Below are 26,436 nucleotides of genomic sequence, written 5' to 3' on the forward strand. Positions count from 1 at the left end.
GGCGTACGCCCCCGGGGGCCGGCCCGGCGCCCCACGCGCGGCCCCTTGCCGTTGCGCGGTGCCGAACAGGGGTGGAAGGCTGGATAGCGGCGGCGTCTGCTCGGGGGCGCGCCCGCGGCCCGTGGCGGGCGGCGCCCGCGCCCCGGCACGGACGGTCGCGGTCCGCCGCCCACCGCGGTGAGAACGGCCCCGTCCCCACCCCCTGGAGGTACCCGTGAACAGCGCCGACGGATGGGGAGACGACGTCTACCAGCCTGACGCGTCCGACCAACGCGAGGACACGGGCGTACTCGACGCGGAGGACACCCTGGAGTACGACGGGGTCGACGATCCCCTCGACCCGGGCTGGTCCCCTCCGGAGCGACCGTGGGCGGTGGAGCACACCGGGGTGACGGCGGCCGAGCGCCGCGCCGGTGAGACCCTCGACCAGCGGCTGGCCGAGGAGCAGCCCGATCTCGCCGTGCCGGACGGCGACGGCCTCGGCGACTCCGCGGACACCGACGGCGAACTCCTGGACAACGAGGTCGGTGCCGCCCGCTCGGGCCGGCTCGTCGCGCCCGACGAGGGCACGCACGAGGACGAGGAAGCGGCGCTGGTCGCCACGGACGTCGGTATCGACGGCGCCGCCGCCTCCGCCGAGGAGGCCGCCGTGCACATCGTCGACGAGGAGTCCCTGCCGGGCTGACCTCGTCACCGGCACCCTGCCCCTGCCCCACCTGGAGCCCTCATGCAGCAGGACAAGCACCCCGACTACCACCCCGTCGTCTTCCGCGACCGGGCCGCCGGCTACGCCTTCCTCACCCGGTCCACCGCGACCAGCGAGCAGACCATCGAATGGGACGACGGCGAGACCTACCCGGTGGTGGACGTGGAGATCTCCTCGGAGAGCCACCCCTTCTACACCGGCAAGGCCCGCACCGTGGACACCGAGGGCCGCATCGCCCGCTTCGAACGGCGCTACGGCGAAGGCACCCACCAGGGCTGAGCCCACCGCGCGGCGGCGGGGCGCCCGGCCGGCCCGCCTCAGATGACGTTGAGCGCCGCCGCGCCGCCCACTCCCCCGAGCAGCATGAACGCCGGCATCAGCACCTTCAGCTCGACCCAGCTCCCCGCCCGGAACCGCATGGCTCTCGGCGGACCGACCGGGTACCAGCGCTTGCGCCCCACGGGGATCGGCCACAGGATCGGGCAGCCGGACACCGTCAGCGCGTCCCCGATGTCGTGCACCAGCGCGCCCAGCACGACCGGCAGCCCCAGCCACAGGTACTCCTGGCCCGGCGCCGTGAACAGCCAGTCCGACCCGTTGCCCGGCTTGTCCAGCACTCCGGCGAGGATCCACGCGCTGGTCGCGGCCAGCAGCCACACCAGGACGTCGCTGCTGGAGCCGCGGGTCGCCCGCCACAGCAGCCCTTCGATCGCCAGCACCATGTGCACGAACAGGATCGCCAGCACCGCCCAGCGCTCGCCGGTGATCGCCAGCGCCGAGGTGCCTCCCCCGATCAGCACCGCCCACAGCCAGGTGTGCGTCAGCGTGCGATGCCCGCCGGAGCGACGCGGATCGCCCTGCTTCCTGGTGGCCTTGTAGACGGCGTACGACAGCTTGTCGACGATCTCGCACAGGCCCCGCGAGAGGGGACCGAAGGCCCGGGAGATGGTCGCGGCCTTGTGGTCGAGGTCCGGGGCGAGCGCGGCGCCGGCGCAGATCAGCGCACCGGCCAGCAGGACCGGCCACGGCATGGGGTACCCCGCGGCGGCGGCCGCCGCGCCGACGCCGAGCCAGGCCGCGGCTCCGGAGAGTGAGTGTGCTGGTCCCATCATCGCCGTTGCCCGCCCCGTTCCTCATGTGCCGCTGTCCAGTCGGCCGCGCGCGCTGACGCCACGTCGGCGACACAGCGTAGCGTTCATGATCTTCGGGCGGGTATCCGATTCCCGCATCGGGTGCGAGGCCAGGCAAGATGGGGGCGTGACCCTCATCGATCAGCTGCCGCCGACCGCCGACCCCGACGCCCTGTACGAAGCCTTCGAGTCGTGGGCTCAGGACCGCGGTCTCACCCTCTATCCCCACCAGGAGGAGGCGCTGATCGAGGTGGTCTCGGGCGCGAACGTCATCGTGTCGACGCCCACCGGTTCCGGCAAGAGCATGATCGCCGCCGGTGCCCACTTCGCGGCGCTCGCCCGGGACGAGGTCACCTTCTACACGGCCCCGATCAAGGCGCTGGTCTCGGAGAAGTTCTTCGAGCTGTGCAAGATCTTCGGCACCGAGAACGTCGGCATGCTGACCGGTGACGCGTCCGTCAACGCCGACGCCCCGGTCATCTGCTGCACCGCCGAGGTGCTCGCCTCCATCGCGCTGCGCGACGGCAAGCACGCGGATGTCGGCCAGGTCGTCATGGACGAGTTCCACTTCTACGCCGAGCCGGACCGCGGCTGGGCCTGGCAGATCCCGATCCTGGAGCTGCCGCAGGCGCAGTTCATCCTGATGTCGGCCACTCTCGGTGACGTCTCGATGTTCGAGAAGGACCTCACCCGGCGCACCGGCCGCCCGACCGCGGTGGTCCGCTCGGCGACCCGCCCCGTCCCGCTCTCCTACGCGTACCGGCGCACGCCGCTCACCGAGACGCTGACGGAGCTGCTGCAGACCCAGCAGGCGCCGGTCTACATCGTGCACTTCACCCAGGCGCAGGCGGTGGAGCGGGCGCAGGCGCTGATGAGCATCAACATGTGCTCGAAGGAGGAGAAGGAGCGGATCGCCGAGCTGATCGGCAACTTCCGTTTCACCACCAAGTTCGGCCGCAACCTCTCCCGTTACGTGCGCCACGGCATCGGTGTGCACCACGCCGGCATGCTGCCCAAGTACCGGCGTCTGGTGGAGAAACTGGCCCAGGCCGGTCTGCTGAAGGTCATCTGCGGCACGGACACGCTCGGCGTCGGCGTCAACGTGCCCATCCGCACCGTGCTGTTCACGGCGCTGACCAAGTACGACGGCAGCCGGGTGCGGACGCTGCGCGCTCGGGAGTTCCACCAGATCGCGGGCCGTGCCGGGCGGGCCGGCTTCGACACGGCGGGCTTCGTCGTGGCCCAGGCGCCCGAGCACGTCATCGAGAACGAGAAGGCGCTCGCCAAGGCGGGCGACGACCCGAAGAAGCGCCGCAAGGTGGTCCGCAAGAAGGCGCCCGAGGGATTCGTGGCGTGGTCGGAGGACACCTTCGAGAAGCTGATCGCGTCCGAGCCGGAGCCGCTGACGTCCCGGTTCAGGGTGACGCACACCATGCTGCTGTCGGTGATCGCGCGTCCCGGGAACGCCTTCGAGGCGATGCGGCATCTGCTGGAGGACAACCACGAGCCGCGCAAGCAGCAGCTGCGGCACATCCGCCGGGCGATCGCCATCTACCGTTCCCTGCTGGACGGCGGCATCGTCGAGAAGCTGGACAAGCCGGACGCCGAGGGCCGGATCGTGCGGCTCACCGTCGACCTCCAGCAGGACTTCGCGCTCAACCAGCCGCTGTCGACCTTCGCGCTCGCCGCGTTCGAACTGCTGGACCCGGAGTCGCCGTCCTACGCTCTGGACATGGTGTCCGTGGTGGAGTCCACGCTGGACGACCCGCGGCAGATCCTCGCCGCCCAGCAGAACAAGGCGCGCGGCGAGGCGGTGGCCGCGATGAAGGCGGACGGTGTCGAGTACGAGGAACGGATGGAGCGCCTCCAGGACATCACCTACCCGAAGCCCCTGGAGGAGCTGCTCTCCCACGCGTACAACACGTACCGCAAGAGCCACCCCTGGGTCGGTGACCACCCGCTGTCGCCCAAGTCGGTCATCCGCGACATGTACGAGCGGGCGATGTCCTTCACGGAGCTGGTGTCCCACTACGAGCTGGCCCGCACCGAGGGCATCGTGCTGCGGTACCTGGCCGGCGCCTACAAGGCGCTCGACCACACCGTGCCCGACGACCTGAAGTCCGAGGACCTGCAGGATCTGATCGAGTGGCTGGGCGAGATGGTCCGCCAGGTCGACTCCAGCCTGCTCGACGAATGGGAGCAACTGGCCAACCCGGAGGAGATGACCGCCGAGGAGGCCCAGGAGAAGGCCGACCAGGTCAAGCCGGTCACCACCAACGCGCGGGCCTTCCGGGTCCTGGTGCGCAACGCGCTGTTCCGCCGGGTCGAGCTGGCAGCCCTCGACCAGGTCGACGAGCTGGGCGAACTGGACGCCGAGTCGGGCTGGGACGCCGAGGCCTGGGGCGAGGCGATGGACAAGTACTGGGACGAGTACGAGGAGCTGGGCACCGGCCCGGACGCCCGCGGTCCCAAGCTGCTGATCATCGAGGAGGAGCCGCAGAACGCTCTGTGGCGCGTCCGTCAGATCTTCGACGACCCGAACGGCGACCACGACTGGGGCATCAGCGCGGAAGTCGACCTCGCCGCCTCCGACGCGGAGGGCCGCGCCGTGGTCCGTGTCACCGACGTCGGCCAGCTGTGAGCACAGGAGAAAGGCACCCATGACGAACCCGGCCGAGAGACTCGTCGACCTGCTCGACCTGGAGCAGATCGAGGTCAACATCTTCCGTGGCCGCAGCCCCGACGAATCCCTCCAGCGGGTCTTCGGCGGCCAGGTGGCCGGCCAGGCCCTGGTGGCCGCCGGACGCACCACGGAGGGCGACCGCCCGGTGCACTCGTTGCACGCGTACTTCCTGCGCCCGGGCCGGCCGGGCGTGCCGATCGTGTACCAGGTCGAACGGGTCCGCGACGGGCGGTCGTTCACGACCCGCCGGGTCACGGCCGTACAGCAGGGCCGCACGATCTTCAATCTGACCGCCTCCTTTCACAAGCCTGAGGAAGGGAGCTTCGAGCACCAGCTGCCGCCGGCACGCAAGGTGCCGGACCCGGAGTCCCTGCCGACGGTCGCCGACGAGATCCGCGAGCACCTGGGCGCGCTGCCCGAGCAGCTGGAGCGGATGGCGCGCCGTCAGCCCTTCGACATCCGCTACGTGGACCGGTTGCGCTGGACACCCGAGGAGATCGAGGGCGCCGAGCCGCGCAGCGCGGTGTGGATGCGGGCGGTCGGGCCCCTCGGTGACGACCCGCTGGTGCACACCTGCGCGCTGACGTACGCCAGTGACATGACCCTGCTGGACGCGGTGCGCATCCCGGTCGAGCCGCTGTGGGGGCCGCGGGGCTTCGACATGGCCTCGCTGGACCACGCGATGTGGTTCCACCGGCCGTTCCGCGCCGACGAGTGGTTCCTGTACGACCAGGAGTCGCCGATCGCGACCGGCGGCCGGGGCCTGGCCCGTGGGCGGATCTACGACCTGGAGGGACGCCTGCTGGTGTCCGTCGTCCAGGAAGGGCTGTTCCGCGCGCTGTAGTCCCGGGAGGTCCGGGGACGTTCAGCGGCTTCTGCGCCGCAGCCAGCCGAGCAGACCGTGCTGCCGTTCCGGTACCTGTCCTGGTGGCCCGGCCTCGGGACGGTGGGGGCGCGGGGCGGGCTGCGCCGGGCCGGGCACCCGGCGCAGCGCGGGCCCGGGCGACGGACGTGGGGCGGGCCCGTGCGCACGGGCCTCTTCCAGGGCCCGGGTGAGATCGGCGCGCAGCCGGCCGATCTCGTCCGCGTCCTCCGCCGTCATGATCCGCTCGGCCAGCTGGGCCGCCGGTGAGCCCGGGGCGCCCTGGACGGGCGGGTCGGGCCGGAACCGGTTCAGATGCGCCAGTTCGCAGGGATCGTCGACCAGCTCCGCGATCCGGACCGGATCCAGCAGCGCGGCGAGGGCGCCGGCCTTCTCCCACGGGCCGTCGGCGTGCCGCAGCAGGAATCCGAGATGGCGGCCTCGCCAGTTCCGGGCCCGTAGGTCGAGTCCGGTGGCCAACTGGTCCCGCAGGACCTCGGGCGCGCGTCCCCTCAGCAACGGGGTGTTCTTCTCGTCGCCGGCGAACTGCCGTACCTCGTCGGCGAGATAGAGCCAGACGACCGCGCGGTAGCGGTTCACGTAGAAACGCACGGGGACCACCAGGCCCAGGCGCGCGAGCCGGGTGAACCTCATCGGGGTCACGCCCATGACGGCGGCGGCGTCCCGGGTCCCCACCGTCCGCAGACGGTCGCGGAACGCATCGGGGAAGCCCTCCGTCTCGCGCAGCCGGTCGACTTCACCGCGGGGCACGCGGCGGCCCCCGCCCCCTTCGTCGGGCACCGTGTGGATGTGCCCGAGCTGCACCGCGAGGTCGAACTCGCTGCGCTTGAAGCCGAGTTCGCGGGCGGCCCGGCCCGGCGCCCAGGCGAGGCGGTTCCGTGCCGTGATGGTGTCACCTGACATGTCGGTCTCCCCCGTGGAGTCGTGTGTTCACGCTGTGTGCGTTCGCGGTGACACCAACGTAACCGGTCCGGCCGACAGCGTGCCGAGCCTGTGGATAACTCCGCGGGGGAGGAAGAACGCACAGGTCAGAGGTCGGCGGATGGGGCTCGGTCCGGGCGGCGGGCATCCACGCCGAGATGCTCGCCGACCCGGTTGACGAGCAGCGTCATCTCGTAGCCGATCTGCCCGATGTCGGCCTCGGCGCCGCTGAGCACGCACAGACAGCTGCCGCTGCCCGCCGCGGTGACGAAGAGCACCGCGTCGTCGAACTCCACCATGGTCTGGCGGACGTTCCCCGCGCCGAAGTGCCGGCCCGACCCCTTGGCCAGACTGTGCAAGCCCGACGCGACGGCGGCCAGGTGCTCCGCGTCCTCGCGCCGCAGGCCCGTGCTCGCGCCGGTCACCAGTCCGTCGTTGGACAGCACCAGCGCGTGGCGCACATCTTCGACGCGTTCGGTCAAGTCGTCGAGCAGCCAGCCGAGTCCCTGGTTCTGTGCCATGTTCGATTCTCCCCGTGTGATGTCTCCCCCTGGCCGAGGGGATCTCTCCGTCAGCCGGATCTCTCCGTCAGCCTTCCCCAGGACCGGCGCGGCGGCAAGGAGGGTGGGAGGCATGGCCCGGAAGATGACCGACGCGCGGTGGCGGGGAGTTGGTCCCGTCCGGCACCCGCACAGGAGAGCTGCCGGCCGTCCGGCTCGCTGTCGCACAGGACCGGCGCCTCGGACCGCGCGATGCGCCGGCTGGCCTCGGTCGCGTTCTGCCGTCCCATGCGTCGATTCCGGACACGGCCGCACGGATCGAATGCTGCCGGAATCCGACGCACGGATGCACCTGAACGATCGCTCACGTTCGAGCGTGCGCACAAGGACGCCATGCGTCCCGGTGCGGGATCATGCGGAGCATGAGTGACGACCGTGCCCACGTCCAGGAGTTCTTCACCGCCCGCGCCGCCGACTGGGACAGCCGCTTCCCCGACGACGGCCCGGCCTACGCGGCCGCGGTGGCCGAACTGGGGCTGCGCCATGGCGACCGCGTCCTCGACGCGGGCTGCGGCACCGGGCGCGCCCTGCCGCCGCTGCGCGCGGCCGTGGGCCCGTCGGGGCTGGTGCTGGGCGCCGATCTGACTCCGGCGATGCTGGAGGCCGCCGTACGGGCCGGCCGGGACCGGCACGGGCGGCTGCTGCTGACCGACGTGACCGCGCTCCCCTTGCGGACAGGGGTGTTGGACGCGGTTTTCGGGGCGGGCCTGATCTCGCACCTGCCCGAGCCGGCCGCCGGTCTGCGAGAGCTCGCGCGCGTGGTGCGCCCGGGCGGCTCGCTCGCCCTGTTCCACCCGATCGGGCGCGCCGCGCTGGCGGCCCGGCACGGGCGGCGGATCACCCCGGACGACCTGCGCGCGGAGTCCCGCCTGCGCCCGCTGCTCGCCGCCTCGGGCTGGCGCATGACGTCGTACGTCGACGAGGACGCCAGGTTCCTGGTGCTCGCCGTACGCGCGGAGTGAGCCGTCCGGAGGGGCCGGGCCGTCACACCGTCCCGGCGACCGCCGCCGCGAAGGCGCCCGGGTTGTCGAACATCACGTTGTGCCCGGCGCCGGGCACGGTCAGCACGCGCACCCCGGCCGCCTCCAGGGCCTGTCGGCCGTCGAGTTCACCGCTCAGTTCACCCTGAAGGTAGACACGCTCGACGGGCAGTTCCTCGAGCAGGGTGCGCATCATCGGCTGCGATCCGCGCCGCAGTCCGACGGCGCTGCGGTACAGCGCGCGCGGATCGGCCAGGCGCATGGTCGCCGCCCACACGGGACCCACGTTCTCCAGCACCCGCGCGTACCCGCCGTCGGCGAATTCGTCCTCCTCATAGGAGGCGATCCCGCTGCTTCCCGCGGTGGGCGGCGGGAAGGGGTCGAGGTTGGCCTCCGTGAGCACCAGCCGCGAGACCAGGGCGGGCCGCCGGTGGGCCAGGACCAGGGCGACGGCGCCGCCCATGCTGTGCGCGATCAGTTCGGCGCCGCTCACGTCCGCGGCGTCCAGAGCGGTCGCGAGCGCGTCGGCGTGCTCTTCCAGGCTGTAACCGAAGCTGGCGGGCCGGTCGCTGATGCCGTGTCCGGGCAGGTCGACGAAGAGGCTGCGCCGGCCCGCGAGCTCGGGCCGGGCGGCGATGTGGGCGTGGTAGGCGGCCGAGGCGGCCCCGAGACCGTGCACGTACACCCGCGCGGGTTCCGCGCCCGGCACCTCCGTCCACCGGATGCGGCTGCCCTCATCGTCGAACACCGCCTGCCTCATGGCGCCTCCCCCTCGCTGTGGCCCACCGCGTGCCGTCGGCACCACAGAGCACAATACATCGACCACGATGTATTGAGTAAGCGTGGTATCCGACTTCCGATGTACTCGAACACGGAGGTATTGGGGAGCGGAGGTACAGCGAGCGCGCGGGACTGCGCGAGAATGCGGGCATGCTGGAGCTCGCCATCCTCGGATTCCTCTACGAATCACCGCTGCACGGCTACGAGCTGCGCAAGCGCATCACGGCTCTGACGGGGCACGTGCGGCCGGTCGCGGAGAGCACGCTGTATCCCGCGATCAAGCGCCTGGAGCGGGGCGGCCTCCTGACCCGCACCACCGAACCGGGGACGGTGGCCGCCCCGCGGCATGTGCTCTCCCTGACCGACGAGGGCCGGCGAGACCTGCGCCGTCGGCTCGCGGAGCCCGCGCAACGCGACATCACGGACGAGAACCGCTGGTTCACGGTGCTCGCCTTCCTGCGCCACCTGGACGACGCCGGCGCCCAGGCGGCTGTACTGCGACGGAGGCTGGCCTTCCTGGAAGAGCCGGCGAGCTTCTTCTACGACGGTGACCGGCCGCTCGCGGCGGAAGACCTGGACGATCCGTTCCGGCAGGGCCTCCTCACCATCGCGCGCGCCACCTCCCGGGCCGAACTCGGCTGGCTGCGCGCCACGCTGACGTCACTCGGGGGCTGACCCTCCGGAGTGCGGCACCGGGCAGCCGCGCACCCCAGGCACCGGCCAGGTGCCCAGGTCGGCCAGCCGGTACCCGTCGGGGTAGCCCTTGATCTCCCGGTTCTGCCGGGCGAAGTGGGGAGACCTCCGCGGCGGCAGCAGCCGGACGGCCCGGCCCCGCAGCCGCACCGCGCGGCGCACCAGCGCGCGCGTGCCGGCGCTGGGCACCGGGTAGCGGAAGGCCCGCAGCAGCGGGTCGTCGAGCAGGGCCAGGACGCCCGTCCGCAGGACGGGCGCGAGGGGACGCGGGTACCAGGAGGCCATCAGGTCGAGCGTGGCGTCCGAGACCCGGCGTCCCCCCTCGTCCCAGCCGAAGTGGGCGGCCTCGTAGTCGTCGAGGCAGGTCTCGAAGTCCTCGTAGGTCTCCGGGACGTCCTTGATGCCCATGCGCCGCCCCAGGGTGCCGTAGTGCACCGTGAAGGCGGTGATCTCGTGCTGCGACAGCCTGCGCCAGGCGTAGGCGTCGATCCATCGTCGGGGCATCACGACGAAGGTGCACAGCACGTACCGCATGTCGTCGTTGGCGATGTCGTAGGCACGGTGCATCTGGTTGACGCGGCGCACCGCCGTACGGCCGGGTGTGCTGTCGAAACCGTGCTCCACGACGGCGTCGAGCAGCAGGGAGGTGTCGTCGTACCGCTTCTGCGTGCGGTCCGTCAGTTCGGCGGTCTCGGCGAGCAGCCGGCCGATGCTCGGCACGGCGTAGGTGCGGTACAGCGCCAGTTCCAGGGCCCGGGTGTAGTCCCAGGGGAACTCGTAGGCCGAGGTGAGCCGGAGGATGGCCGTCGCCTCCGCGTGCGGGTCCATCCGCCGGATCTGCTCCAGCCGCGCGAAACGCTTCACCGCGCCCCTCCCCCTTCTGCCGCCGAGGCTCCAACTCTACGTTGGGAGGCAGCGTTTGAATCGGGCAGTGACGAACGACCTCGCAGGGGGAAGGTGGCCGGCATGTTCGGCAAGGTACGCCAGGCATGGGGGAAGCTTCAGGGTGCCGCGCGGGAGGAGCGCGGGGCAGGCCGCGACACCCGTACGCACAATCTCTTCGAGGCGGCGGCCGTGTACGTGTCGGCCTGCGCGGAGAACGACCAGGAGCGCAGCGACGAGGCGGCGGGCTGGGTGTCGCCGGAGGCGCTCTCCTTCGGGGTCAACGAACTGGCCTGCCGCGCGGTGATCGCGCTCGCGCGGGAGCGCGGCGAGTCGCCCCAGACCGTCGCCAGGGACCTCCTGGGGCTGCCGGCGGCCTGATCCCGCGACCCCGAAGTGGCCGATTCGTCCCGTCCCACGAGGATCACCGCAGTTCCGCGCGGTCGAGGGAGTCGTGACAAGCGGCTCCCGCTCGCATTAGGGTGCGCGCCGTTGGACGAACCCCTGGGGAGGCTGTGATGGCCGGGACTGACGAGGACGCCGTCGCCGCCGCGGACGATGCGCTGTACGTGCTCACGGCGGTGCTGCTGACGCCCGCGAAGTTCCCGAGTGTGCTGGGCGACGACTATCCGGAGGCCTGCGCGGCGCTCGGCCTGGCGCCGCTGGCCGACGGGTACGGCCTGGTGCTGGGCCAGGACGGTGAGGGCGCGCGGTGGACCGTGGTCACCGACGACGTGTCCCTGGTGGCTGTCGCCATCGCTTCCTGGGACTGCGGGATGGAGTACGACCTGTCGCCGGACGAGCGCAGCGTGGTCACCGCGCTGCCCGGGTGGCCGCTCGCGCTCGCGGTGGCGGCGCCCGGCCTGCCCGCGCCGCACGACCCCGGCGCCGACACGGCCGGCGGTCCGCCGCTGACCCCGCCCGACACCAGCGTCTGGGGTCCCGCCCAGCGGCGCCTCGGGGCCGACGAGATAGCCCTCCAGTGGGCGCAGTGGCGGGAGCAGCTCGACGACTCCGAGTTCACCGCCCCCGGCGGCGCCGGTGAGGGCGGGCAGGGGGCCGGGCACGGCGGGGTACGGCGGGTGCTCGCCGAGGCACGCGCGTACGTGGCCACGCCGCCGCCCCTGGGCCGGGTGCGGTCGTCCTTCGCACCGGGCGACGCGCGGACGCTGCGTGCCGACGGTCCGGGCTGGTCCCTGGTGGCCAGGACCGACGACATCGCGTTCGTGCTGCTCGACGAGATGCCCGGGGAGATCCTGCCGGTGGGGCGTGGACCGGAGCTGCCGGGACTGCTCGAGGCGCTGGACAGGATGGCCGTCCGTCCGAGCTGAGCGGGTCGGGCGGGATCGGCCCGGACCGGGGCGGGTCTGGCCGGGCAGGACCAGGCCGAAGGGGCCGGGCCCGGTCGAAGCAGGCTGGGCCGGGCCGCGGGACCGTCGCGCGGCGGACCGGGTCCGAGGCCGCCGCGCGGTGTGCCGGCCCGAGCGCCGCGAGGCGCGGGGGAGGCCGGGGGCCGGGGGCTAGCGTCCCAGTTCCTTGCGGGTGGCGCGGCGCAGGCGGCGCCGCTGTGCGGGATCCAGGGCGAGGTACGCGGCGGCGGGAACGCCCAGCACGATCAGCAGTGCCGCCCACCAGGGCAGCCAGATCAGCAGCAGAAGACCTGCCGCCACACCGCCCGCGGCGATCTTCGCGTTCTTCGACATATGAGTCGCCTCCTTCGCGGCCGGTGCCGCTCTCTGCCCGGAAGAACGGCCCCGCGTCGGGGGCGGTTCCGAGGGGCGCCCCTGAGACATCCCTGACATCCGTCCCTTAGGGCTTGCCGAACTCTCCCTGCATGGTGACTCACATCACAACTCTGCCATGCGAGGTCGATCGGTGTCGTGCTGTACCCTCGGCGGCTCCACCCAGGTAGTCAAATTTGAGGAGCACGACGCGCTGTGCAGAGGACTTCCCTGGAAACCACCTCCGAGATCCGCGAACTCACCCGCTGCCACGCGGTGTTCCTGCCCGGTGACCCGCCCCGCACCGGTCGCGTCGCCTTCTGGCGGCCGGACGGCGATGCCCCGCCGGCCGTCACCGCGGGCGCCGTCACGGACCTCATGGTCGTCCTGCGCGACGACGACGGCGGCGTGGAGCAAGCCGCCGTGCCCGCCGTCGTCCTTCCGCTGCGCGGGGCCCTGCCCGTCCTCACACACACGCGTGTCACCGGGCAGGGCGACCGGGCGGCGGTGTTCTGGGGTGCGGCGGCCCTTCTCGCCCTGTCTTTCACCGCGCGGGGCCTGCTGCTGCCCGGCCTGTCCGCGAGGGACCACGACGCCTGGCGCTCCGGTCCGCTGCGCGCCGAGGAGATCGAGCAGGTGCGCCGGCTCGCCGCCTCGATGCCGCCCGAGGCGCACGCCGTGCCGGTGGACGATGCGGAGCCGCCGCGACTGCCCGACCCGGAGCGGCTGCTGAGGGCCTTCCTGGACGCCGTCGCCGACACACTGCCCCGCTCCCCCGCCGCGCCGCTCGTCACCGGCGGTCCGGCGTACGCGGGACCGGAGCCACGGCATCTGCCCGAGCAGCGCGCGTGGGCCGCGGACATCGCCGCCGGCCATGACGCGGGCGTGCGGATCTCGCTGCGGATCGAGGTGACCGGGCTGGCCGACACCGCGGAACGGGCCACGCCCGCCTTCCGCGCGGTGCCGCAGGTGCACGTGGTGAACGACCCCTCCCTCGTCGCGGACGCGGCGGACGTCTGGGCCGCGGGGGCCTCGGGCCGTGCCTTCGGCCCGCGCGCGCGGATGGACGCCCTCGTGGCGCTGCGCCGCGCGGCCCGTGCGTGGCCGCCGCTCGGTCCGCTGCTCTCGGCCGCCGTGCCGGACTTCGTGGACCTGGTGGACGAGGAGGTCACCGAACTCCTCGGCGAAGGGGCCGCGGCCCTCGCGGCGGCCGGGGTCGACGTGCACTGGCCGAGAGAGCTGGCCCGTGACCTGACCGCCCGCGCGGTGGTCGGTCCGCCCGACGACGAGCCGGGCGCCGGCAGGCTCTCCTCGGACACGCCGTCGTTCCTGTCCGCCGACGCGCTGCTCGCGTTCGACTGGTCGTTCGCGCTCGGCGAGCAACGGCTGACCCGGGAGGAACTCGACCGCCTCGCCGAGGCGAACCGCCCGGTCGTCCGGCTGCGCGACCAATGGGTGCTCGTCGACCCCCGGGAGGCGCGCCGGGCCCGCGACCGGCAGGACCGCAAGGTGACGCCGATCGACGCGCTGGGCGCGGCGCTGACGGGCTCCGCGGAGATCGACGGGCAGCGGGTGGAGGTGCGGGCCACGGGCTGGCTGGCGGGCTTGCGCGAACGGCTCGCCGACCCCGAGGGCCAGGAGCCGGTCCCCCAGCCCGCCGCCCTCGCCGCCGAGTTGCGCGACTACCAGCGCCGCGGTCTGAGCTGGCTGGCCCGGACGACCTCCCTCGGCCTCGGCTGCTGTCTCGCCGACGACATGGGCCTCGGCAAGACCATCACGCTGATCTCCCTGCATCTGCACCGGCAGACCGACCCCGCGGCGGCCGGTCCCACGCTCGTCGTCTGCCCCACGTCGCTGATGGGCAACTGGCAGCGTGAGATCGAGAAGTTCGCCCCGGGCACACCCGTGCGCCGCTTCCACGGCGCGCGGCGCGACCTGGACGACCTGGCCGATGGCGAGTTCGTGCTCACCACCTACGGCACCATGCGCCTGGACACGCGCCGGCTGGCTCGGGTGCCGTGGGGTCTGGTGGTGGCCGACGAGGCCCAGCACGTGAAGAACCCGTACTCGGCGACCGCGCGGGCCCTGCGCACCATCGGCGCACGCGCGCGCGTGGCGCTCACCGGCACCCCGGTGGAGAACAACCTCTCCGAGCTGTGGGCCATCCTCGACTGGACCACCCCGGGGCTGCTGGGCCGCCTGGGCACGTTCCGCGCGCGCTACGCGCAGGCGGTGGAGAGCGGCCGCGACCCGGCCGCCGCGGAACGGCTGTCCCGGCTGGTGCGCCCCTTCCTGTTGCGCCGCCGCAAGTCCGACCCCGGGATCGCGCCGGAACTGCCGCCGAAGACGGAGACGGACCGCGCGGTGTCACTGACACCGGAGCAGACGGGGCTGTACGAGGCCGTGGTGCGCGAGACGCTCGCGGAGATCGCGGGCGCCGACGACATGGCCCGGCGCGGGCTGATCGTGAAACTGCTGACCGCCCTGAAGCAGATCTGCAACCACCCGGCGCAGTACCTCAAGGAGGAGCGTCCGAGGATCGCCGGACGCTCCGGCAAGCTGGAGCTGCTGGACGAACTGCTCGGCACCATCCTCGCCGAGGACGCGGGCGTCCTGGTCTTCACCCAGTACGTGGCGATGGCGCGGTTGATCGAGCGGCACCTGGCCGCGCGGGGCGTGCCCTCGCTGTTCCTGCACGGCGGGACGCCCGTCCCGGAGCGGGAGGCGATGGTGCGGCGCTTCCAGGACGGGGAGGTGCCGGTCTTCCTGCTGTCGCTGAAGGCGGCTGGCACGGGGCTGAACCTCACGCGCGCGGAGCACGTCGTGCACTACGACCGCTGGTGGAACCCCGCCGTGGAGGCACAGGCCACCGACCGCGCGTACCGCATCGGACAGACCCGGCCCGTGCAGGTGCACCGCCTGATCGCGGAGGGCACGATCGAGGACCGCATCGCCGGCCTGCTGAACCGAAAGCGTGAGCTGGCCGACGCGGTGCTCGGCACCGGCGAGACCGCGCTCACGGAGCTGACGGACGCCGAGCTGGCCGACCTGGTGGAACTGCGAGGGAGCACCCGATGAATTCGGACCACGACGACACCGAGCGCACCTTCGCCGCGCTGCCGCCCGCGCGGGGACGGGGTTTCGCCCGCACCTGGTGGGGTCAGGCCTGGCTGAAGGCGCTGGAGGACGGGGCGCTGGACGGTGAGCAGGTCAAGACGGGGCGGCGGCTGGCGCGCGCGGGAGCCGTGGGCGCGGTGTCGGTGCGGCCGGGCCGCATCACCGCCGTCGTCAAGGACCGTGACGGCACCGCGTACCGGGCCGACGTCCTGCTGGAGCGGCTGTCCGCCGAGCAGTGGGACCGCTTCCTGGAGCTGGCCGTCGAACGGGCGGGCCATGTCGCGGCGCTGCTCGACCGGGAGATGCCGCCGCATCTGGTCGAGGACGCGGCGCTGGCGGGCATCGAACTGCTTCCGGGTCTGGGAGATCTGCGTCCGGAGTGCGGCTGCGACGGCTGGGACCACTGCGGGCACACGGCCGCGCTGTGCTACCGGATGGCACAGCTCCTGGACGAGGATCCTTTCGTCCTGCTGCTGTTGCGGGGGCGCGGCGAACGGGAGCTCGTCGACGACCTCCAGGCGCGCGGTACCGCACGGGCGACCGGGCCGGCGGCCACGGGGACGCCGGCCCGGGAGCTGCCGGAAGCGGCCGGGGTGGACGCGGCGGAGGCGTACGCCGCCGGCGACATCCTGCCGCCGCTGCCCGCGCTGCCCGAACTGCCCGGGGAGCCCGGACTGCCGCCGTCGCTGGACACCGAGGCCGCACCCGCGCCGGGGATCGACCCGGCGGCCCTGGAGTTCCTGGCCGCCCGGACCGCCGCGGCGGCACACCGCATGCTGGCCGACGCGCTGAGGGGCGGGGAGGCGGCCTGGCAGCCGGAGCTGTCGGTCGCTCAGGACGCGGTCCGGCTGGCCTCCGGAGAACCTCAGCGGGCGGTGCTGGAGCGGCTGGCCGACGGCTCGGGGCGCGGCCGGGAGGAGCTCTTGGCCGCGGCCCGGGCCTGGGAGCAGGGCGGGGCGACCGCCCTGTCGGTGTTCGAGGACGAGTGGGCGGTCGAGGGTGACGCGCTCGCACGCGCGCGTGCGGCCCTGGAAGCGGCCTGGGAGGAGGACGACCGGCCGTCGCTGCGGGCGCGGGGCAACCGCTGGACCGTCGTCGGTGCACCGAGCCAGCTGCGCCTGGACCGCGACGGCCGCTGGTGGCCGTACCGCAAGGAGGGCGGCCGCTGGATCCCGGCCGGCGGCCCGGCGCAGGATCCGGCGACCGCTCTGGCCTCGGCGCGGGCCCGGGCGGAGGACGGGTCCCGCTGACCGGCCCGCCGTGTCCTCGCGGGCGGCGGCACGGGCCCCGACAGGGGGACCGGCCCCGACAGCGGCGCTGGGCCCACCGCGGCAGAGGACACTCCGGTACGGCCCGCGCCCGTGGTGTGGGTCCGGGTGGCGGCGGAAGTACGGCGGCGGGCCGCGGGGCGGTACGCCGCCGGCTCCGTGATCCCCGGAGCCCGCGCCGGTCACCGACACGTCCCCTAGGACGGTGCCCCGTCCGCGAGAGACGGGATCAACGACTCCAGACCGCTCGGGAAGTGGCTGGGGAAACCGCTCGGCAGCTCACTCGGGAAGCCGGACGGCAAGTCACTGGGGAAACCGCTCGGCAGTTCACTCGGGAAGCCGGACGGCAGGTCGCTGGGGAAGCCTGACGGCAGGGACGGCACACCACCGGGCAGCTCGCTCGGCGGTCCGGAGGACGGTGCCGGGGAACCGGTGGCGCCGGTGCCGGTCTCGGCGGGTGCCCGGTCGTCCGGCGACTCGCCGCCTCCCGAGGCCACGAGCACGACGGCGGCGACGATCGCGACGGCCACCAGGACGGCCAGGGCCGCCAGGAGCGCGGCGCGCCGCCGTGGCGGGGGCGCGAAGTCCCCGGGAGGCGGCCCGGAACCGTCCGGGGGCGGCGCGTCGGCCGGTGGTCCGGGTGGCTGAGGCGGTGGGGGCGGCGTGGCCATGTGCCCAGCCTCCCGCCGCAGCGGCGGCGAGGCGACCCCCGCGCGGTGTCCGGCACGGACTCATGCCGTGGAACGCACGATTCCGCGACACGAGTCCGTCGTCCGGTACGGAGACCTGATCCGGCCTGCCGATCGGTCCGATCGGCAGGGAGGGTCAGCCGCGTGCGCCCAGCAGATGGTCCATGGCCAGCTGGTCCAGCCGCTCGAAGGCCATCCCCCGCGCGGCGGCCGCGTCGACGTCGAACTCCTCGAACGCCGACCTATCGGCGAGCAGTGCCTGCAGGCCGTCGGCCGCGGTGGGCTGGGCCAGCTCGTCGAGGCGCGCGGCGCGCAGGGCTTCCTGGACCTCGGGGTCCGCGCGGAAGGCGGCCGCACGCTCCTTGAGGATGAGGTAGTTGCGCATGCAGCCCGCCGCCGAGGCCCACACGCCGTCGAAGTCCTCGGTCCGCGGCGGCTTGAAGTCGAAGTGCCGCGGGCCTGTGTATCCGGCGCTCTCCAGGAGGTCGACCAGCCAGAAGGCGGAGCGCAGGTCGCCGGCGCCGAAGCGCAGGTCCTGGTCGTACTTGATGCCGGACTGGCCGTTGAGGTCGATGTGGAAGAGCTTGCCGGCCCACAGGGCCTGCGCGATGCCGTGCGGGAAGTTCAGCCCGGCCATCTGCTCGTGCCCGACCTCCGGGTTGACGCCGTACAGCTCCGGCCGCTCCAGGCGCTCGATGAACGCGAGCGCGTGGCCGACGGTGGGAAGCAGGATGTCCCCGCGCGGCTCGTTCGGCTTGGGCTCGATGGCGAAGCGGATGTCGTAGCCCTGGGCGGTGACGTACTCGCCGAGCAGGTCGAAGGCCTCCTTCATGCGGTCGAGGGCGTCGCGCACGTCCTTGGCGGCGCCGGACTCGGCGCCCTCGCGGCCGCCCCACGCGACGTACGTCTGCGCACCCAGTTCGACCGCCAGGTCGATGTTGCGGATGGTCTTGCGCAGCGCGTAGCGGCGCACGTCGCGGTCGTTGGCGGTGAACGCGCCGTCCTTGAACACGGGGTGCGTGAACAGGTTGGTGGTGGCCATCGGCACGGTCATGCCGGTGGCGTCCAAGGCCTGGCGGAACCGCTTGATGTGCGATTCGCGCTCGGCGTCGGAGGACCCGAACGGGATCAGGTCGTCGTCGTGGAAGGTGACGCCGTGGGCGCCGAGTTCCGACAGGCGCTGCACCGTCTCGACCGGGTCGAGGACACCGCGCGTGGCGTCGCCGAACGGGTCCCTCCCCTGCCAGCCGACGGTCCACAGGCCGAAGGTGAACCTGTCCTCGGGGGTGGGCTGGTAGCTCATGCCGCGACTCCTTGCTCGCTTGCTGCCGACTATTTCGTCATGGCGGTTTACAAATTAGTATGCGGTCGCGTCTCTGGGAAGAGACAACGTGTCCCCGATCGCAACGGGTCACAATCCACCACATATCTCCGCAGAAACCGCGGAAGAGGGAGAGCCCGATGTCAGCAGCCGAGGGTCCGCTCGTCGTCGGCGTGGACACGTCCACGCAGTCCACGAAGGCGCTGGTCGTCGACGCGGCCACCGGGCAGGTCGTGGCGAGCGGCCAGGCGCCGCACACCGTCACGACCGGAGCGGGCCGCGAGAGCGACCCGCGGCAGTGGTGGGACGCCCTGTGCGAGGCACTGCGCCAGTGCGGGGACGCCGCCCACGAGGCCGCCGCCGTGTCCATCGGCGGACAGCAGCACGGCCTGGTCACGCTGGACGAGTGGGGCGAACCGGTGCGCCCGGCGCTGCTGTGGAACGACGTCCGTTCGGCGCCGCAGGCCCGCCGGCTCACCGAGGAGCTGGGGGGTGCCGAGTTCTGGGCCGAGCGCACCGGGTCCGTCCCGGCCGCGTCCTTCACGGTCACCAAGTGGGCCTGGCTGGCCGAACACGAGCCGGAGGCGGTGCGCGCCACCAGGGCGGTGCGCCTCCCGCACGACTACCTCACCGAGCGGCTCACGGGACAGGGCACGACCGACCGCGGCGACGCCTCCGGCACCGGCTGGTGGGCCTCGGAAAGTGAGTCGTACGACGCCGGGATCCTCGCCCATGTGGGGCTCGACCCGGCGCTGCTCCCCCGCGTGGTGCGGTCGGGCGAGGTGGCCGGGACAGTGCGGGACAGCCACGAGCTGCCGTTCTCCAAGGGCACCCTGGTCGCGGCCGGCACCGGCGACAACGCCGCCGCCGCGCTGGGCCTCGGCCTGCGGCCGGGGACCCCGGTCATGAGCCTCGGCACCTCGGGCACCGTGTACGCGGTGTCGCGGCGCCGGCCCGCCGACCCGACTGGCACCGTCGCGGGCTTCGCCGACGCGCGCGGCGACTGGCTGCCGCTGGCCTGCACCCTGAACTGCACCCTCGCCGTGGACCGTGTCGCCGCGCTGCTGGGCCTGGACCGCGAGGCCGTCGAACCGGGGGCGGCCGTGACGCTGCTGCCGTTCCTGGATGGCGAGCGCACCCCGGACCTGCCGCACGCCTCGGGACTGCTGCACGGCCTGCGGCACGACACGTCCGCCGGGCAGTTGCTCCAGGCCGCGTACGACGGCGCGGTGCACTCGCTGCTCGGTGCGCTCGACCTGGTCCTCGACGAGGACGCCGACCCCTCGGCGCCGCTGCTGCTGATCGGCGGCGGCGCGCGCGGCACGGCCTGGCAGCAGACCGTGCGACGGCTCTCTGGGCGCCCGGTCCAGGTGCCCGAGGCGAAGGAACTGGTCGCGCTGGGCGCGGCGGCCCAGGCCGCCGGGCTGCTGACCGGCGAGGATCCGGCCGCCGTGGCCCGCCGCTGGGACACCGCGCGCGGGCCGGTGCTGGAGGCCGTGGAGCGGGACGAGGAGACACTGGCCAGGATCGCCGGGGTACTCTCCGACGCGGCACCGCTGCTGGAGCGGAGCCCGCAGAGCCGCTGAGGACGGACGGAGGCATGACCGCACCCCCGCACGAGACCCGCCCGGCCGGTCCCGGACGAGCGCTGCCCGACACCCAGCAGGGCATGCGCCGCCGCAACCTCGCCCGGGTGATGCACACCGTCAGCGCCGAGGGGCCGCTGTCCCGGGCGGCCGTCGCCTCGCACATCGGGCTGACCCGGGCGGCGGTGTCCACCCTCGTCGACGAGCTGATCCGCTCCGGGCTGCTGCGGGAACTGGGACCAGAGCGTCCGGGCCGGGTGGGCCGGCCCGGGTCCGCGCTCGCGGTCAGCGAGCGGGGGCCCGCCGGGCTCGGCGCCGAGATCGGAGTCGACCATCTCGCCGTGTGCGTGGTCGACCTGCGCGGCGAGGTCCGCGCCCGGGCGGTGCGGCACGGCACCAACCGGGGCCGCGCGCCCGAGCCGGTGGTCGAGGAGCTGACCGGACTCGTGCGGCAGGTCGTCGCCGAGGCGGAGGGCGCGGGGCTGTGGCCCGCGGGTCTCGCCGTGGCCGTGCCCGGCCTCGTGGCGCGCGACGGCCGCACCGTCGTCCGCGCCCCCAACCTCGACTGGCACGACGTCGACCTCGGTGCCCTGCTGCCGTCCGAGGCCGGGCTGACCGTCGACAACGAGGCCAACTTCGGCGCACTGGCGGAACTCTGGCTCGGCGAGGGCACCCCGCCCGACTTCCTGCACGTGTCGGCCGAGATCGGCATCGGCGCGGCCGTGGTCGTCGGCGGGGGCCTGCTGCGCGGCACACGCGGTTTCGCCGGCGAGCTCGGCCATGTGCCGGTGCGTCCGGACGGACCGTCGTGCGTCTGCGGGGGGCGTGGCTGCCTGGAGCAGTACGCCGGTGAGGAGGCGGTCATGCGGGCGGCGGGCCTGGAGCCGGGCGAGGACCGGGTCGGGCTGCTCGCCGGTCGCGCCGAGCAGGGCGACCAGGACGTGCGGCGGGCGCTGCGGGACGCGGGAGAGGCGCTGGGGATCGCGCTGACCGGGGCGGTCAATCTCCTCGATCCCGAGAGCGTGGTCCTGGGCGGTGCGCTGGCCGGGCTGGCGCCGTGGCTGCTGCCGTCGCTGCGGGCGGAACTGGCCCGGCGCACGGCGGGCCCCCCTTGCCCGGTGTCCGTGTCCCGGCTCGGCCCGCAGGGCCCGCTGCTCGGTGCCGCGCACTCGGTGGTCCGGGCGGTGCTGGACGATCCTGCGGCGGTGGCGGGCCGGGCCTGACCGCGTGCCGGACGCCGATCGCCCGTGCGGGTGAGCAGGTTGTCCACACCGGCGGGCTCGTCCACGGAAGATCGCCGGGGCCTTCTGTCCGTCCTCCGGGCCCCGTACCGTGAATCACGCGAGCCGCACCCCTGCTGTCCCGACCTGGGGCACGAGGGCATGCGGAGCGCCGACCGAGTGATCCATCGTCGACGGGGGGACCCTCATGTCCGCAGAGCACACACGCGTTCTGACGGTACGGCCCGAGCCGGGCGAGTACGCCTGGACGTTCGGCGGCGTGCCGCCCGTGGCCCGGATCACGCCCGGCACCGTGCTGGATCTGTACACCGAGGACTGCTTCGCCGGGCGGGTGCGCTCGGAGAAGGACCTGGTGTCCCAGGTGTGCGAGTTCCCCTACCTCAACCCGCAGACCGGTCCGTTCCACATCGAGGGCGCCGAGCCGGGCGACACGGTCGCCGTGCACTTCGTGTCGATCGAACCGGCCCGGGACTGGGCCGCGTCGACGACCGTGCCGCTGTTCGGCGCGCTCACCTCGACGTCCGCCACGGCCACCCTCCAGCCCCCGCTGCCGGAGACCGTGTGGATCTGGCAGCTCGACCGGACCCGCCGCACCGCGCTGTTCCGGGCTCACGACAGCGACATCGAGATCGAGCTGCCCCTCGACCCGATGCACGGCACGGTGGGCGTGGCCCCGGCCAACCTGGAGGTCCGCTCGGCGCTGGTGCCCGATGCGCACGGCGGCAACATGGACACGCCGGAGATGCGGGCCGGCGTCACCTGCTATCTCGGGGTGAACGTCGAGGGGGCGCTGCTCAGCCTGGGTGACGGGCACGCCCGGCAGGGCGAGGGCGAGACCTGCGGGGTGGCCGTCGAATGCGCGATGAACACCGTGGTGATCGTCGAACTCCTCAAGGGGCTGCACACGCCCTGGCCGCGCATCGAGTCGGACACCCACATCATCTCCACCGGCTCCGCCCGCCCGCTGGAGGACGCGTTCCGGATATCCCAGCTGGACCTGGTGCGGTGGCTGGTCCGCGACTACGGGTTCAGCGAGCTGGACGCCTACCAGTTCACGACCCAGGCCGTGGAATCCCCGCTGGCCAACGTGTGCGACACGAACTACACCTGCGTGGCCAAGCTCCGCAAGGAATGGCTCCCGGCCCGCGAGACCCACCGCGGACTGCACGCCCGGCTGCGGGAGACGGCGGCGACCCTGCGGGGCTAGGAGCGTCCCGAGATGTCCGCGACATCGCGAGCGGGGCGGGACCGCCGGACGCTCCCCCGGGTTCGCACGCCCCGCTCGCCCGCAGAGCACTCGAAAGGCACACCCCGATGGAACGGGCACGACCGCTCCCCACCCGGCGGCGGCTGCTGCGAGGCGCCGCCCTCGCCGCCGCCCCCTACGCGCTGCTGCCCGGGACCCGGGCCGGCGCGCGGACCCGGGCCCCCGACCACCCGCTCGCCGTGTGGCATCCGGCGCACGCTGCCAACTACACGCCGGCGAACCGTCCGGCGAGCCACCCGGTGGACTTCGTGGTCATCCACGTCACCCAGGCGTCCTACGCGACCACCCTGGGCGTCTTCCAGAACCGCAGGAAGCAGGTCTCCGCGCATTACCTGGTGCGCTCCGCGGACGGCGGTCTCGCGCAGTGCGTCCGCGAGTCCGACATCGCCTGGCACGCGGGGAACTGGGACTACAACATCCGCAGCATCGGCATCGAGCACGAGGGCTGGGTGGACCGGCCCGGCTGCTTCACCGACGTCCTCTACGAGCGATCGGCCCGGCTCACCGCGTCGGTCTGCGACAAGTACGGCATACCCAAGGACCGCGCGCACATCATCGCGCACTACGAGGTGCCGGGCTCCGACCACACCGACCCCGGGCCGCACTGGGACTGGAGGCGGTACCTGAGGCTGGTCGACCGCGCCTGACCGGCGCCCGGCACCGGTGGCCGTCCGGGTGACCATGGTCCGGACGGTTGTCGGCCCGCACGAGCCGGGGTGACGATGTTCCGGGCCGCGCCGCCCCGGTGGCACGACCGGGCCGCACACCGCCGGCCGCATCGCCTTCCGGGAGGCCGAGGTGACCGATCCCTGGGTGGCTCTGGAGCCGGGAGCCGACCCCGCCGAGCGCGCACGGATCCTGCGCCGGGCACACGAGACGTTCACCGTGGCGGGCACCGTGCCGCGGCCCGTGCGGGCGGTCGTCGCCGACTCGTGGCGGAGGTCGGTGCGGGCCGGCGTCGGACCGGACGGCGGCGCGGACGTGGAGCTGGCCGACGGCGACCTGGGAGCCTACCGGGCCGAGCATCCGCTGGCCCGTGTGATGCCGCTGTGCCGCGAACTGATGGGCTCGTTCGCCCTCGACGGGGAACACCTCCTCGCGGTGTGCGACGCGCACGGCCGGCTCCTGTGGGTCGAGGGGCATCCGGAGTCCCGGCGCCGGGCGGGGCGGATGAACTTCGTGCCCGGTGCCCGGTGGGCCGAGAGCGCGATGGGGACCAACGCCCCGGGCACGGCGGTCGCCCTGGACCGGCCGGTGCAGGTCTTCGCGGCGGAGCACTTCGTCCGCCGGGTCCAGTCCTGGACGTGCGCAGCGGCACCGGTGCACGACCCGCGCACCGGGCGGGTGCTCGGCGCCGTCGACATCACCGGCGGTGACGGACTCGCGCATCCGCACAGCCTGGCGTTCGTGCAGGCGGTCGCGCGGGCCGCCGAGTCCCAGCTGGCGTTGCTCGATCCGGGCGAACCGGCCGACGGCGCTCTCGAGTTGACGGCGCTGGGACGGGACGAGGCGATCCTGCTGGCCCGGGGCCGCCGGGTCCGGCTGAGCCGCCGGCACAGCGAGATCCTGGTGCTGCTCGCCCGCCACCCGGAGGGGCTCACCGGTGACGAGCTGCTGTGCGCGCTGTACGACGACGAGTCGGTGACACCGGTGACGCTGCGCGCCGAACTGGTCCGGCTGCGCCGGGTGCTGGGCCCCGGGCTGCTGGCCTCGCGGCCCTACCGGCTCACGGTCCCGGTCACCTCGGACGTCACCGTTCTGGAGCGGCGTCTGGGCGCGGGGGCCGTCACGGCCGCCGCGTCGGTGTACGCCGGTCCGCTGCTGCCCGCCTCCCTGGCTCCGGCCGTGGTCCGGCTCAGGCGCCGGCTCGCGGACGGACTGCGCTCGGCACTGCTCGCCCGCCGTGACCCGGACCTGCTCTCCGACTGGGCGCACAGGCCGTGGGGCGAGGACGACCTCGACGTGTGGCGCGCCCTGGCAACGGTCCGGCCGACGGCCACGGTGCGGGCCCGGCTGGCCGCGCTGGAGGCGGAACTGACGGCACCCTCGTCCGGCGGACAGCTGCCCTCGGCACCGCCAGGGCGCCGGGGAGGAGCACCGGGCAGGACCGCACGACCGGCCCCCGGGCCGGGACAACGGTCCGGCAGTCGGCCGGGCAGGTAGGACCACGGACCGGCCCCAGCAGCGTGCAACGCCGGCCGGCAGCAGCCGCCGGTACCGCCGAGGCACCGGGGAGAAGCGCCAGGTGGAACCACACGCGGGCACCCGGGCAGAGACAACGGTCCGGGAACCAGACCGAGCACGTACACCTACGGACCGGCCCCAGCAGCGTGCAACGCGACGCCGGCTGCCGCAACGTCGCTGCAACGTCCCCCTCCCTACGCTCCCCACCGAGAGCCGTCCGACGGCGGGCGGCGCAGCAGCAGCAGCAGGAGGCTGGAGCAGCATGACCCGTTACGCGGCACCCGGCACGCCGGGCGCGATCGTCTCCTACCAGTCACGCTACGACCACTTCATCGGCGGGGAGTACGTGCCGCCGGCCCGCGGCCGGTACTTCGAGAACCCGAGTCCGGTCAACGGTCAGCCGTTCACGGAGGTGGCGCGGGGCACCGCGGAGGACGTGGAGCGGGCGCTGGACGCGGCGCACGCGGCGGCGCCGGCGTGGGGGCGCCGTTCGGCGACCGAGCGCTCGGACGTCCTGCTGAAGACAGCCGACCGGATGGAGGCGCACCTGGAGCAGCTCGCCGTCGCCGAGACCTGGGAGAACGGCAAGCCGGTCCGCGAGACGCTGGCCGCGGACATCCCGCTGGCCATCGACCACTTCCGCTACTTCGCGGGCGCGATCCGCGCGCAGGAGGGCTCGCTCGCCGAGGTCGACGACGACACGGTGGCGTACCACTTCCACGAGCCGCTGGGCGTGGTGGCGCAGATCATCCCGTGGAACTTCCCGATCCTGATGGCGGCCTGGAAGCTGGCCCCGGCCCTCGCGGCGGGCAACGCGGTCGTCCTCAAGCCCGCCGAGCAGACCCCGGTCTCCGTCCACTACTGGCTGAGCCTGGTCTCCGATCTGCTGCCGCCCGGCGTGCTGAACATCGTCAACGGCTTCGGGGAGGAGGCGGGCAAGCCACTGGCGTCCAGCCCGCGGGTGGCGAAGGTCGCCTTCACCGGCGAGACGGCGACGGGGCGGCTGATCATGCAGTACGCCGCCGAGCACCTGAAGCCGGTGACGCTGGAGCTGGGCGGCAAGTCGCCCAACATCTTCTTCGACGACGTCTGGGAGAAGGACGACGATCTGCGCGACAAGGCACTGGAAGGTTTCACCATGTTCGCGCTGAACCAGGGTGAGGTGTGCACCTGCCCGTCCCGGGGGCTGGTGCAGCGCGGCAACTACCCGGACTTCCTTGCGGCGGCGGTGGCCCGCACGGAGCGGATCAGGGCCGGTCATCCGCTGGACACGGAGACGATGATCGGCGCCCAGGCGTCCGGCGACCAGCTCGCGAAGATCCTCTCCTACCTGGACATCGGGCGGGAGGAGGGTGCCAAGGTCCTGACCGGCGGGGAACGCGTCGAGTTCGACGGTGAGTTGAAGGGCGGCTACTACGTCCAGCCCACGATCTTCGAGGGGAACAACCGGATGCGGATCTTCCAGGAGGAGATCTTCGGTCCGGTGGTGTCGGTGACCTCCTTCGACGGCTTCGACGACGCCATGGCGATCGCCAACGACACGCTGTACGGCCTCGGGGCGGGGGTGTGGACCCGGGACATCAACACCGCGTACCGGGCGGGCCGTGCCATCCAGGCGGGCCGCGTCTGGACCAACTGCTACCACGCGTATCCCGCGCACGCGGCGTTCGGCGGTTACAAGCAGTCGGGCATCGGCCGTGAGACCCACAAGATGATGCTGGAGCACTACCAGCAGACCAAGAACATCCTCTGTTCCTACACTCCGAAGAAGCTCGGGTTCTTCTAGGAGCCGCGGCCGGTCGCCCGGAGCCGGGCAGCCGCGCG

24 protein-coding genes are annotated in these 26,436 nt (G+C 73.3%); 16 read left to right on the forward strand and 8 right to left on the reverse strand.

Going from position 1 to position 26,436, the window contains the following annotated elements; all coding sequences use genetic code 11:
* Positions 1–214 precede the first annotated feature (214 nt).
* Both SGLAU_RS04215 and SGLAU_RS04220 read left to right on the forward strand, forming a co-directional pair.
* On the forward strand, positions 215–685 hold the full coding sequence (locus tag SGLAU_RS04215) for a DUF5709 domain-containing protein (protein WP_043498487.1): 471 nt from the start codon (positions 215–217) through the stop codon (positions 683–685).
* Positions 686–727: 42 nt separating this feature from the next.
* Entirely contained in the window at positions 728–985 is a 258-nt protein-coding gene (locus SGLAU_RS04220; protein WP_043498488.1) for a type B 50S ribosomal protein L31, read from the forward strand.
* Between the two features lie 38 nt (positions 986–1,023).
* Here SGLAU_RS04220 and SGLAU_RS04225 read toward each other — a convergent pair whose 3' ends face one another.
* On the reverse strand, positions 1,024–1,818 hold the full coding sequence (locus SGLAU_RS04225; protein WP_043498491.1) for a metal-dependent hydrolase: 795 nt from the start codon (positions 1,816–1,818) through the stop codon (positions 1,024–1,026).
* A gap of 145 nt (positions 1,819–1,963) precedes the next feature.
* Here SGLAU_RS04225 and SGLAU_RS04230 point away from each other — a divergent pair, with 145 nt between their 5' ends.
* Together SGLAU_RS04230 and SGLAU_RS04235 are read left to right on the forward strand one after the other, a co-directional pair.
* Positions 1,964–4,477: a DEAD/DEAH box helicase gene (locus SGLAU_RS04230; RefSeq protein ID WP_043498493.1), complete on the forward strand. Its 2,514-nt coding sequence runs from the start codon at positions 1,964–1,966 to the stop codon at positions 4,475–4,477.
* 19 nt (positions 4,478–4,496) lie between these two features.
* Positions 4,497–5,363, forward strand: coding sequence for an acyl-CoA thioesterase (locus SGLAU_RS04235; protein WP_043498495.1), 867 nt, complete (start codon positions 4,497–4,499; stop codon positions 5,361–5,363).
* Positions 5,364–5,384: 21 nt separating this feature from the next.
* Here SGLAU_RS04235 and SGLAU_RS04240 read toward each other — a convergent pair whose 3' ends face one another.
* Together SGLAU_RS04240 and SGLAU_RS04245 are read right to left on the reverse strand one after the other, a co-directional pair.
* The gene (locus SGLAU_RS04240; protein WP_043498497.1) at positions 5,385–6,305 is read right to left on the reverse strand and encodes a DUF6397 family protein; all 921 of its coding nucleotides are present in this window, start codon (positions 6,303–6,305) and stop codon (positions 5,385–5,387) included.
* 125 nt (positions 6,306–6,430) lie between these two features.
* Complete coding sequence (locus SGLAU_RS04245; RefSeq protein WP_043498499.1) at positions 6,431–6,844, reverse strand: roadblock/LC7 domain-containing protein; 414 nt, start codon at positions 6,842–6,844, stop codon at positions 6,431–6,433.
* 401 nt (positions 6,845–7,245) lie between these two features.
* On the opposite strand from SGLAU_RS04245, the gene SGLAU_RS04250 reads away from it, so the two are divergent.
* Entirely contained in the window at positions 7,246–7,845 is a 600-nt protein-coding gene (locus tag SGLAU_RS04250; protein ID WP_043498501.1) for a class I SAM-dependent methyltransferase, read from the forward strand.
* Between the two features lie 22 nt (positions 7,846–7,867).
* On the opposite strand, the gene SGLAU_RS04255 is transcribed toward SGLAU_RS04250, so the two are convergent.
* The gene (locus SGLAU_RS04255) at positions 7,868–8,623 is read right to left on the reverse strand and encodes an alpha/beta fold hydrolase (RefSeq protein ID WP_043498503.1); all 756 of its coding nucleotides are present in this window, start codon (positions 8,621–8,623) and stop codon (positions 7,868–7,870) included.
* Between the two features lie 170 nt (positions 8,624–8,793).
* On the opposite strand from SGLAU_RS04255, the gene SGLAU_RS04260 reads away from it, so the two are divergent.
* Positions 8,794–9,318, forward strand: a complete 525-nt coding sequence (locus SGLAU_RS04260) for a PadR family transcriptional regulator (RefSeq protein WP_043498504.1) — start codon at positions 8,794–8,796, stop codon at positions 9,316–9,318.
* On the opposite strand, the gene SGLAU_RS04265 is transcribed toward SGLAU_RS04260, so the two are convergent.
* Positions 9,304–10,200, reverse strand: coding sequence for an oxygenase MpaB family protein (locus tag SGLAU_RS04265; protein WP_043498505.1), 897 nt, complete (start codon positions 10,198–10,200; stop codon positions 9,304–9,306). The genes SGLAU_RS04260 and SGLAU_RS04265 overlap by 15 nt on opposite strands.
* 102 nt (positions 10,201–10,302) lie before the next feature.
* Between SGLAU_RS04265 and SGLAU_RS04270 the strand changes: the two genes are divergently transcribed.
* Both SGLAU_RS04270 and SGLAU_RS04275 read left to right on the forward strand, forming a co-directional pair.
* Positions 10,303–10,599: a hypothetical protein gene (locus SGLAU_RS04270; protein ID WP_043498508.1), complete on the forward strand. Its 297-nt coding sequence runs from the start codon at positions 10,303–10,305 to the stop codon at positions 10,597–10,599.
* A gap of 137 nt (positions 10,600–10,736) precedes the next feature.
* Positions 10,737–11,549, forward strand: coding sequence for a hypothetical protein (locus tag SGLAU_RS04275; RefSeq protein WP_043498511.1), 813 nt, complete (start codon positions 10,737–10,739; stop codon positions 11,547–11,549).
* A gap of 189 nt (positions 11,550–11,738) precedes the next feature.
* On the opposite strand, the gene SGLAU_RS04280 is transcribed toward SGLAU_RS04275, so the two are convergent.
* The gene (locus SGLAU_RS04280; protein ID WP_043498512.1) at positions 11,739–11,921 is read right to left on the reverse strand and encodes a hypothetical protein; all 183 of its coding nucleotides are present in this window, start codon (positions 11,919–11,921) and stop codon (positions 11,739–11,741) included.
* Between the two features lie 396 nt (positions 11,922–12,317).
* Here SGLAU_RS04280 and SGLAU_RS04285 point away from each other — a divergent pair, with 396 nt between their 5' ends.
* Both SGLAU_RS04285 and SGLAU_RS04290 read left to right on the forward strand, forming a co-directional pair.
* Complete coding sequence (locus SGLAU_RS04285; protein ID WP_412556261.1) at positions 12,318–15,017, forward strand: DEAD/DEAH box helicase; 2,700 nt, start codon at positions 12,318–12,320, stop codon at positions 15,015–15,017.
* The gene (locus SGLAU_RS04290) at positions 15,014–16,306 is read left to right on the forward strand and encodes an SWF or SNF family helicase (protein ID WP_043498518.1); all 1,293 of its coding nucleotides are present in this window, start codon (positions 15,014–15,016) and stop codon (positions 16,304–16,306) included. Before SGLAU_RS04285 ends, SGLAU_RS04290 begins: the two co-directional genes overlap by 4 nt.
* A gap of 215 nt (positions 16,307–16,521) precedes the next feature.
* Here SGLAU_RS04290 and SGLAU_RS04295 read toward each other — a convergent pair whose 3' ends face one another.
* Both SGLAU_RS04295 and xylA read right to left on the reverse strand, forming a co-directional pair.
* Complete coding sequence (locus SGLAU_RS04295; protein ID WP_078957584.1) at positions 16,522–16,995, reverse strand: hypothetical protein; 474 nt, start codon at positions 16,993–16,995, stop codon at positions 16,522–16,524.
* Between the two features lie 154 nt (positions 16,996–17,149).
* A complete protein-coding gene (xylA, locus tag SGLAU_RS04300; RefSeq protein ID WP_043498519.1) occupies positions 17,150–18,316 on the reverse strand; it encodes a xylose isomerase in 1,167 nt (388 codons plus the stop codon).
* Positions 18,317–18,474: 158 nt separating this feature from the next.
* Between xylA and xylB the strand changes: the two genes are divergently transcribed.
* From xylB to SGLAU_RS04330, 6 genes are all read left to right on the forward strand, one after another.
* Complete coding sequence (xylB, locus tag SGLAU_RS04305) at positions 18,475–19,920, forward strand: xylulokinase (protein WP_043498521.1); 1,446 nt, start codon at positions 18,475–18,477, stop codon at positions 19,918–19,920.
* 14 nt (positions 19,921–19,934) lie between these two features.
* Entirely contained in the window at positions 19,935–21,143 is a 1,209-nt protein-coding gene (locus SGLAU_RS04310; RefSeq protein ID WP_043498524.1) for an ROK family transcriptional regulator, read from the forward strand.
* Positions 21,144–21,348: 205 nt separating this feature from the next.
* A complete protein-coding gene (locus SGLAU_RS04315; protein ID WP_043498526.1) occupies positions 21,349–22,368 on the forward strand; it encodes an acetamidase/formamidase family protein in 1,020 nt (339 codons plus the stop codon).
* 107 nt (positions 22,369–22,475) lie between these two features.
* Positions 22,476–23,075 carry an N-acetylmuramoyl-L-alanine amidase gene (locus tag SGLAU_RS04320; RefSeq protein WP_043498529.1) on the forward strand — a complete coding sequence of 200 codons (600 nt, stop codon included), beginning with the start codon at positions 22,476–22,478 and terminating at the stop codon, positions 23,073–23,075.
* Positions 23,076–23,226: 151 nt separating this feature from the next.
* On the forward strand, positions 23,227–24,591 hold the full coding sequence (locus SGLAU_RS04325; RefSeq protein WP_078957585.1) for a GAF domain-containing protein: 1,365 nt from the start codon (positions 23,227–23,229) through the stop codon (positions 24,589–24,591).
* 283 nt (positions 24,592–24,874) lie between these two features.
* Positions 24,875–26,398 (forward strand): aldehyde dehydrogenase family protein, encoded by a 1,524-nt coding sequence (locus tag SGLAU_RS04330; protein WP_043498530.1) that lies wholly within the window; start codon positions 24,875–24,877, stop codon positions 26,396–26,398.
* Positions 26,399–26,436 lie beyond the last annotated feature (38 nt).

This window comes from Streptomyces glaucescens (genome assembly GCF_000761215.1).
GTDB lineage: Bacteria > Actinomycetota > Actinomycetes > Streptomycetales > Streptomycetaceae > Streptomyces > Streptomyces glaucescens_B.

What these genes read in the sequence shown, in the direction of transcription:
- SGLAU_RS04220 (WP_043498488.1), top strand. Translation starts at nt 728, where the DNA reads ATGCAGCAGGACAAGCACCCCGACTACCACCCCGTCGTCTTCCGCGAC.
- SGLAU_RS04225 (WP_043498491.1), bottom strand. Translation starts at nt 1,818, where the DNA reads ATGATGGGACCAGCACACTCACTCTCCGGAGCCGCGGCCTGGCTCGGC.
- SGLAU_RS04235 (WP_043498495.1), top strand. Translation starts at nt 4,497, where the DNA reads ATGACGAACCCGGCCGAGAGACTCGTCGACCTGCTCGACCTGGAGCAG.
- SGLAU_RS04240 (WP_043498497.1), bottom strand. Translation starts at nt 6,305, where the DNA reads ATGTCAGGTGACACCATCACGGCACGGAACCGCCTCGCCTGGGCGCCG.
- SGLAU_RS04245 (WP_043498499.1), bottom strand. Translation starts at nt 6,844, where the DNA reads ATGGCACAGAACCAGGGACTCGGCTGGCTGCTCGACGACTTGACCGAA.
- SGLAU_RS04250 (WP_043498501.1), top strand. Translation starts at nt 7,246, where the DNA reads ATGAGTGACGACCGTGCCCACGTCCAGGAGTTCTTCACCGCCCGCGCC.
- SGLAU_RS04255 (WP_043498503.1), bottom strand. Translation starts at nt 8,623, where the DNA reads ATGAGGCAGGCGGTGTTCGACGATGAGGGCAGCCGCATCCGGTGGACG.
- SGLAU_RS04260 (WP_043498504.1), top strand. Translation starts at nt 8,794, where the DNA reads ATGCTGGAGCTCGCCATCCTCGGATTCCTCTACGAATCACCGCTGCAC.
- SGLAU_RS04270 (WP_043498508.1), top strand. Translation starts at nt 10,303, where the DNA reads ATGTTCGGCAAGGTACGCCAGGCATGGGGGAAGCTTCAGGGTGCCGCG.
- SGLAU_RS04275 (WP_043498511.1), top strand. Translation starts at nt 10,737, where the DNA reads ATGGCCGGGACTGACGAGGACGCCGTCGCCGCCGCGGACGATGCGCTG.
- SGLAU_RS04280 (WP_043498512.1), bottom strand. Translation starts at nt 11,921, where the DNA reads ATGTCGAAGAACGCGAAGATCGCCGCGGGCGGTGTGGCGGCAGGTCTT.
- SGLAU_RS04285 (WP_412556261.1), top strand. Translation starts at nt 12,318, where the DNA reads ATGGTCGTCCTGCGCGACGACGACGGCGGCGTGGAGCAAGCCGCCGTG.
- SGLAU_RS04290 (WP_043498518.1), top strand. Translation starts at nt 15,014, where the DNA reads ATGAATTCGGACCACGACGACACCGAGCGCACCTTCGCCGCGCTGCCG.
- SGLAU_RS04295 (WP_078957584.1), bottom strand. Translation starts at nt 16,995, where the DNA reads ATGGCCACGCCGCCCCCACCGCCTCAGCCACCCGGACCACCGGCCGAC.
- xylA (WP_043498519.1), bottom strand. Translation starts at nt 18,316, where the DNA reads ATGAGCTACCAGCCCACCCCCGAGGACAGGTTCACCTTCGGCCTGTGG.
- xylB (WP_043498521.1), top strand. Translation starts at nt 18,475, where the DNA reads ATGTCAGCAGCCGAGGGTCCGCTCGTCGTCGGCGTGGACACGTCCACG.
- SGLAU_RS04310 (WP_043498524.1), top strand. Translation starts at nt 19,935, where the DNA reads ATGACCGCACCCCCGCACGAGACCCGCCCGGCCGGTCCCGGACGAGCG.
- SGLAU_RS04315 (WP_043498526.1), top strand. Translation starts at nt 21,349, where the DNA reads ATGTCCGCAGAGCACACACGCGTTCTGACGGTACGGCCCGAGCCGGGC.
- SGLAU_RS04320 (WP_043498529.1), top strand. Translation starts at nt 22,476, where the DNA reads ATGGAACGGGCACGACCGCTCCCCACCCGGCGGCGGCTGCTGCGAGGC.
- SGLAU_RS04330 (WP_043498530.1), top strand. Translation starts at nt 24,875, where the DNA reads ATGACCCGTTACGCGGCACCCGGCACGCCGGGCGCGATCGTCTCCTAC.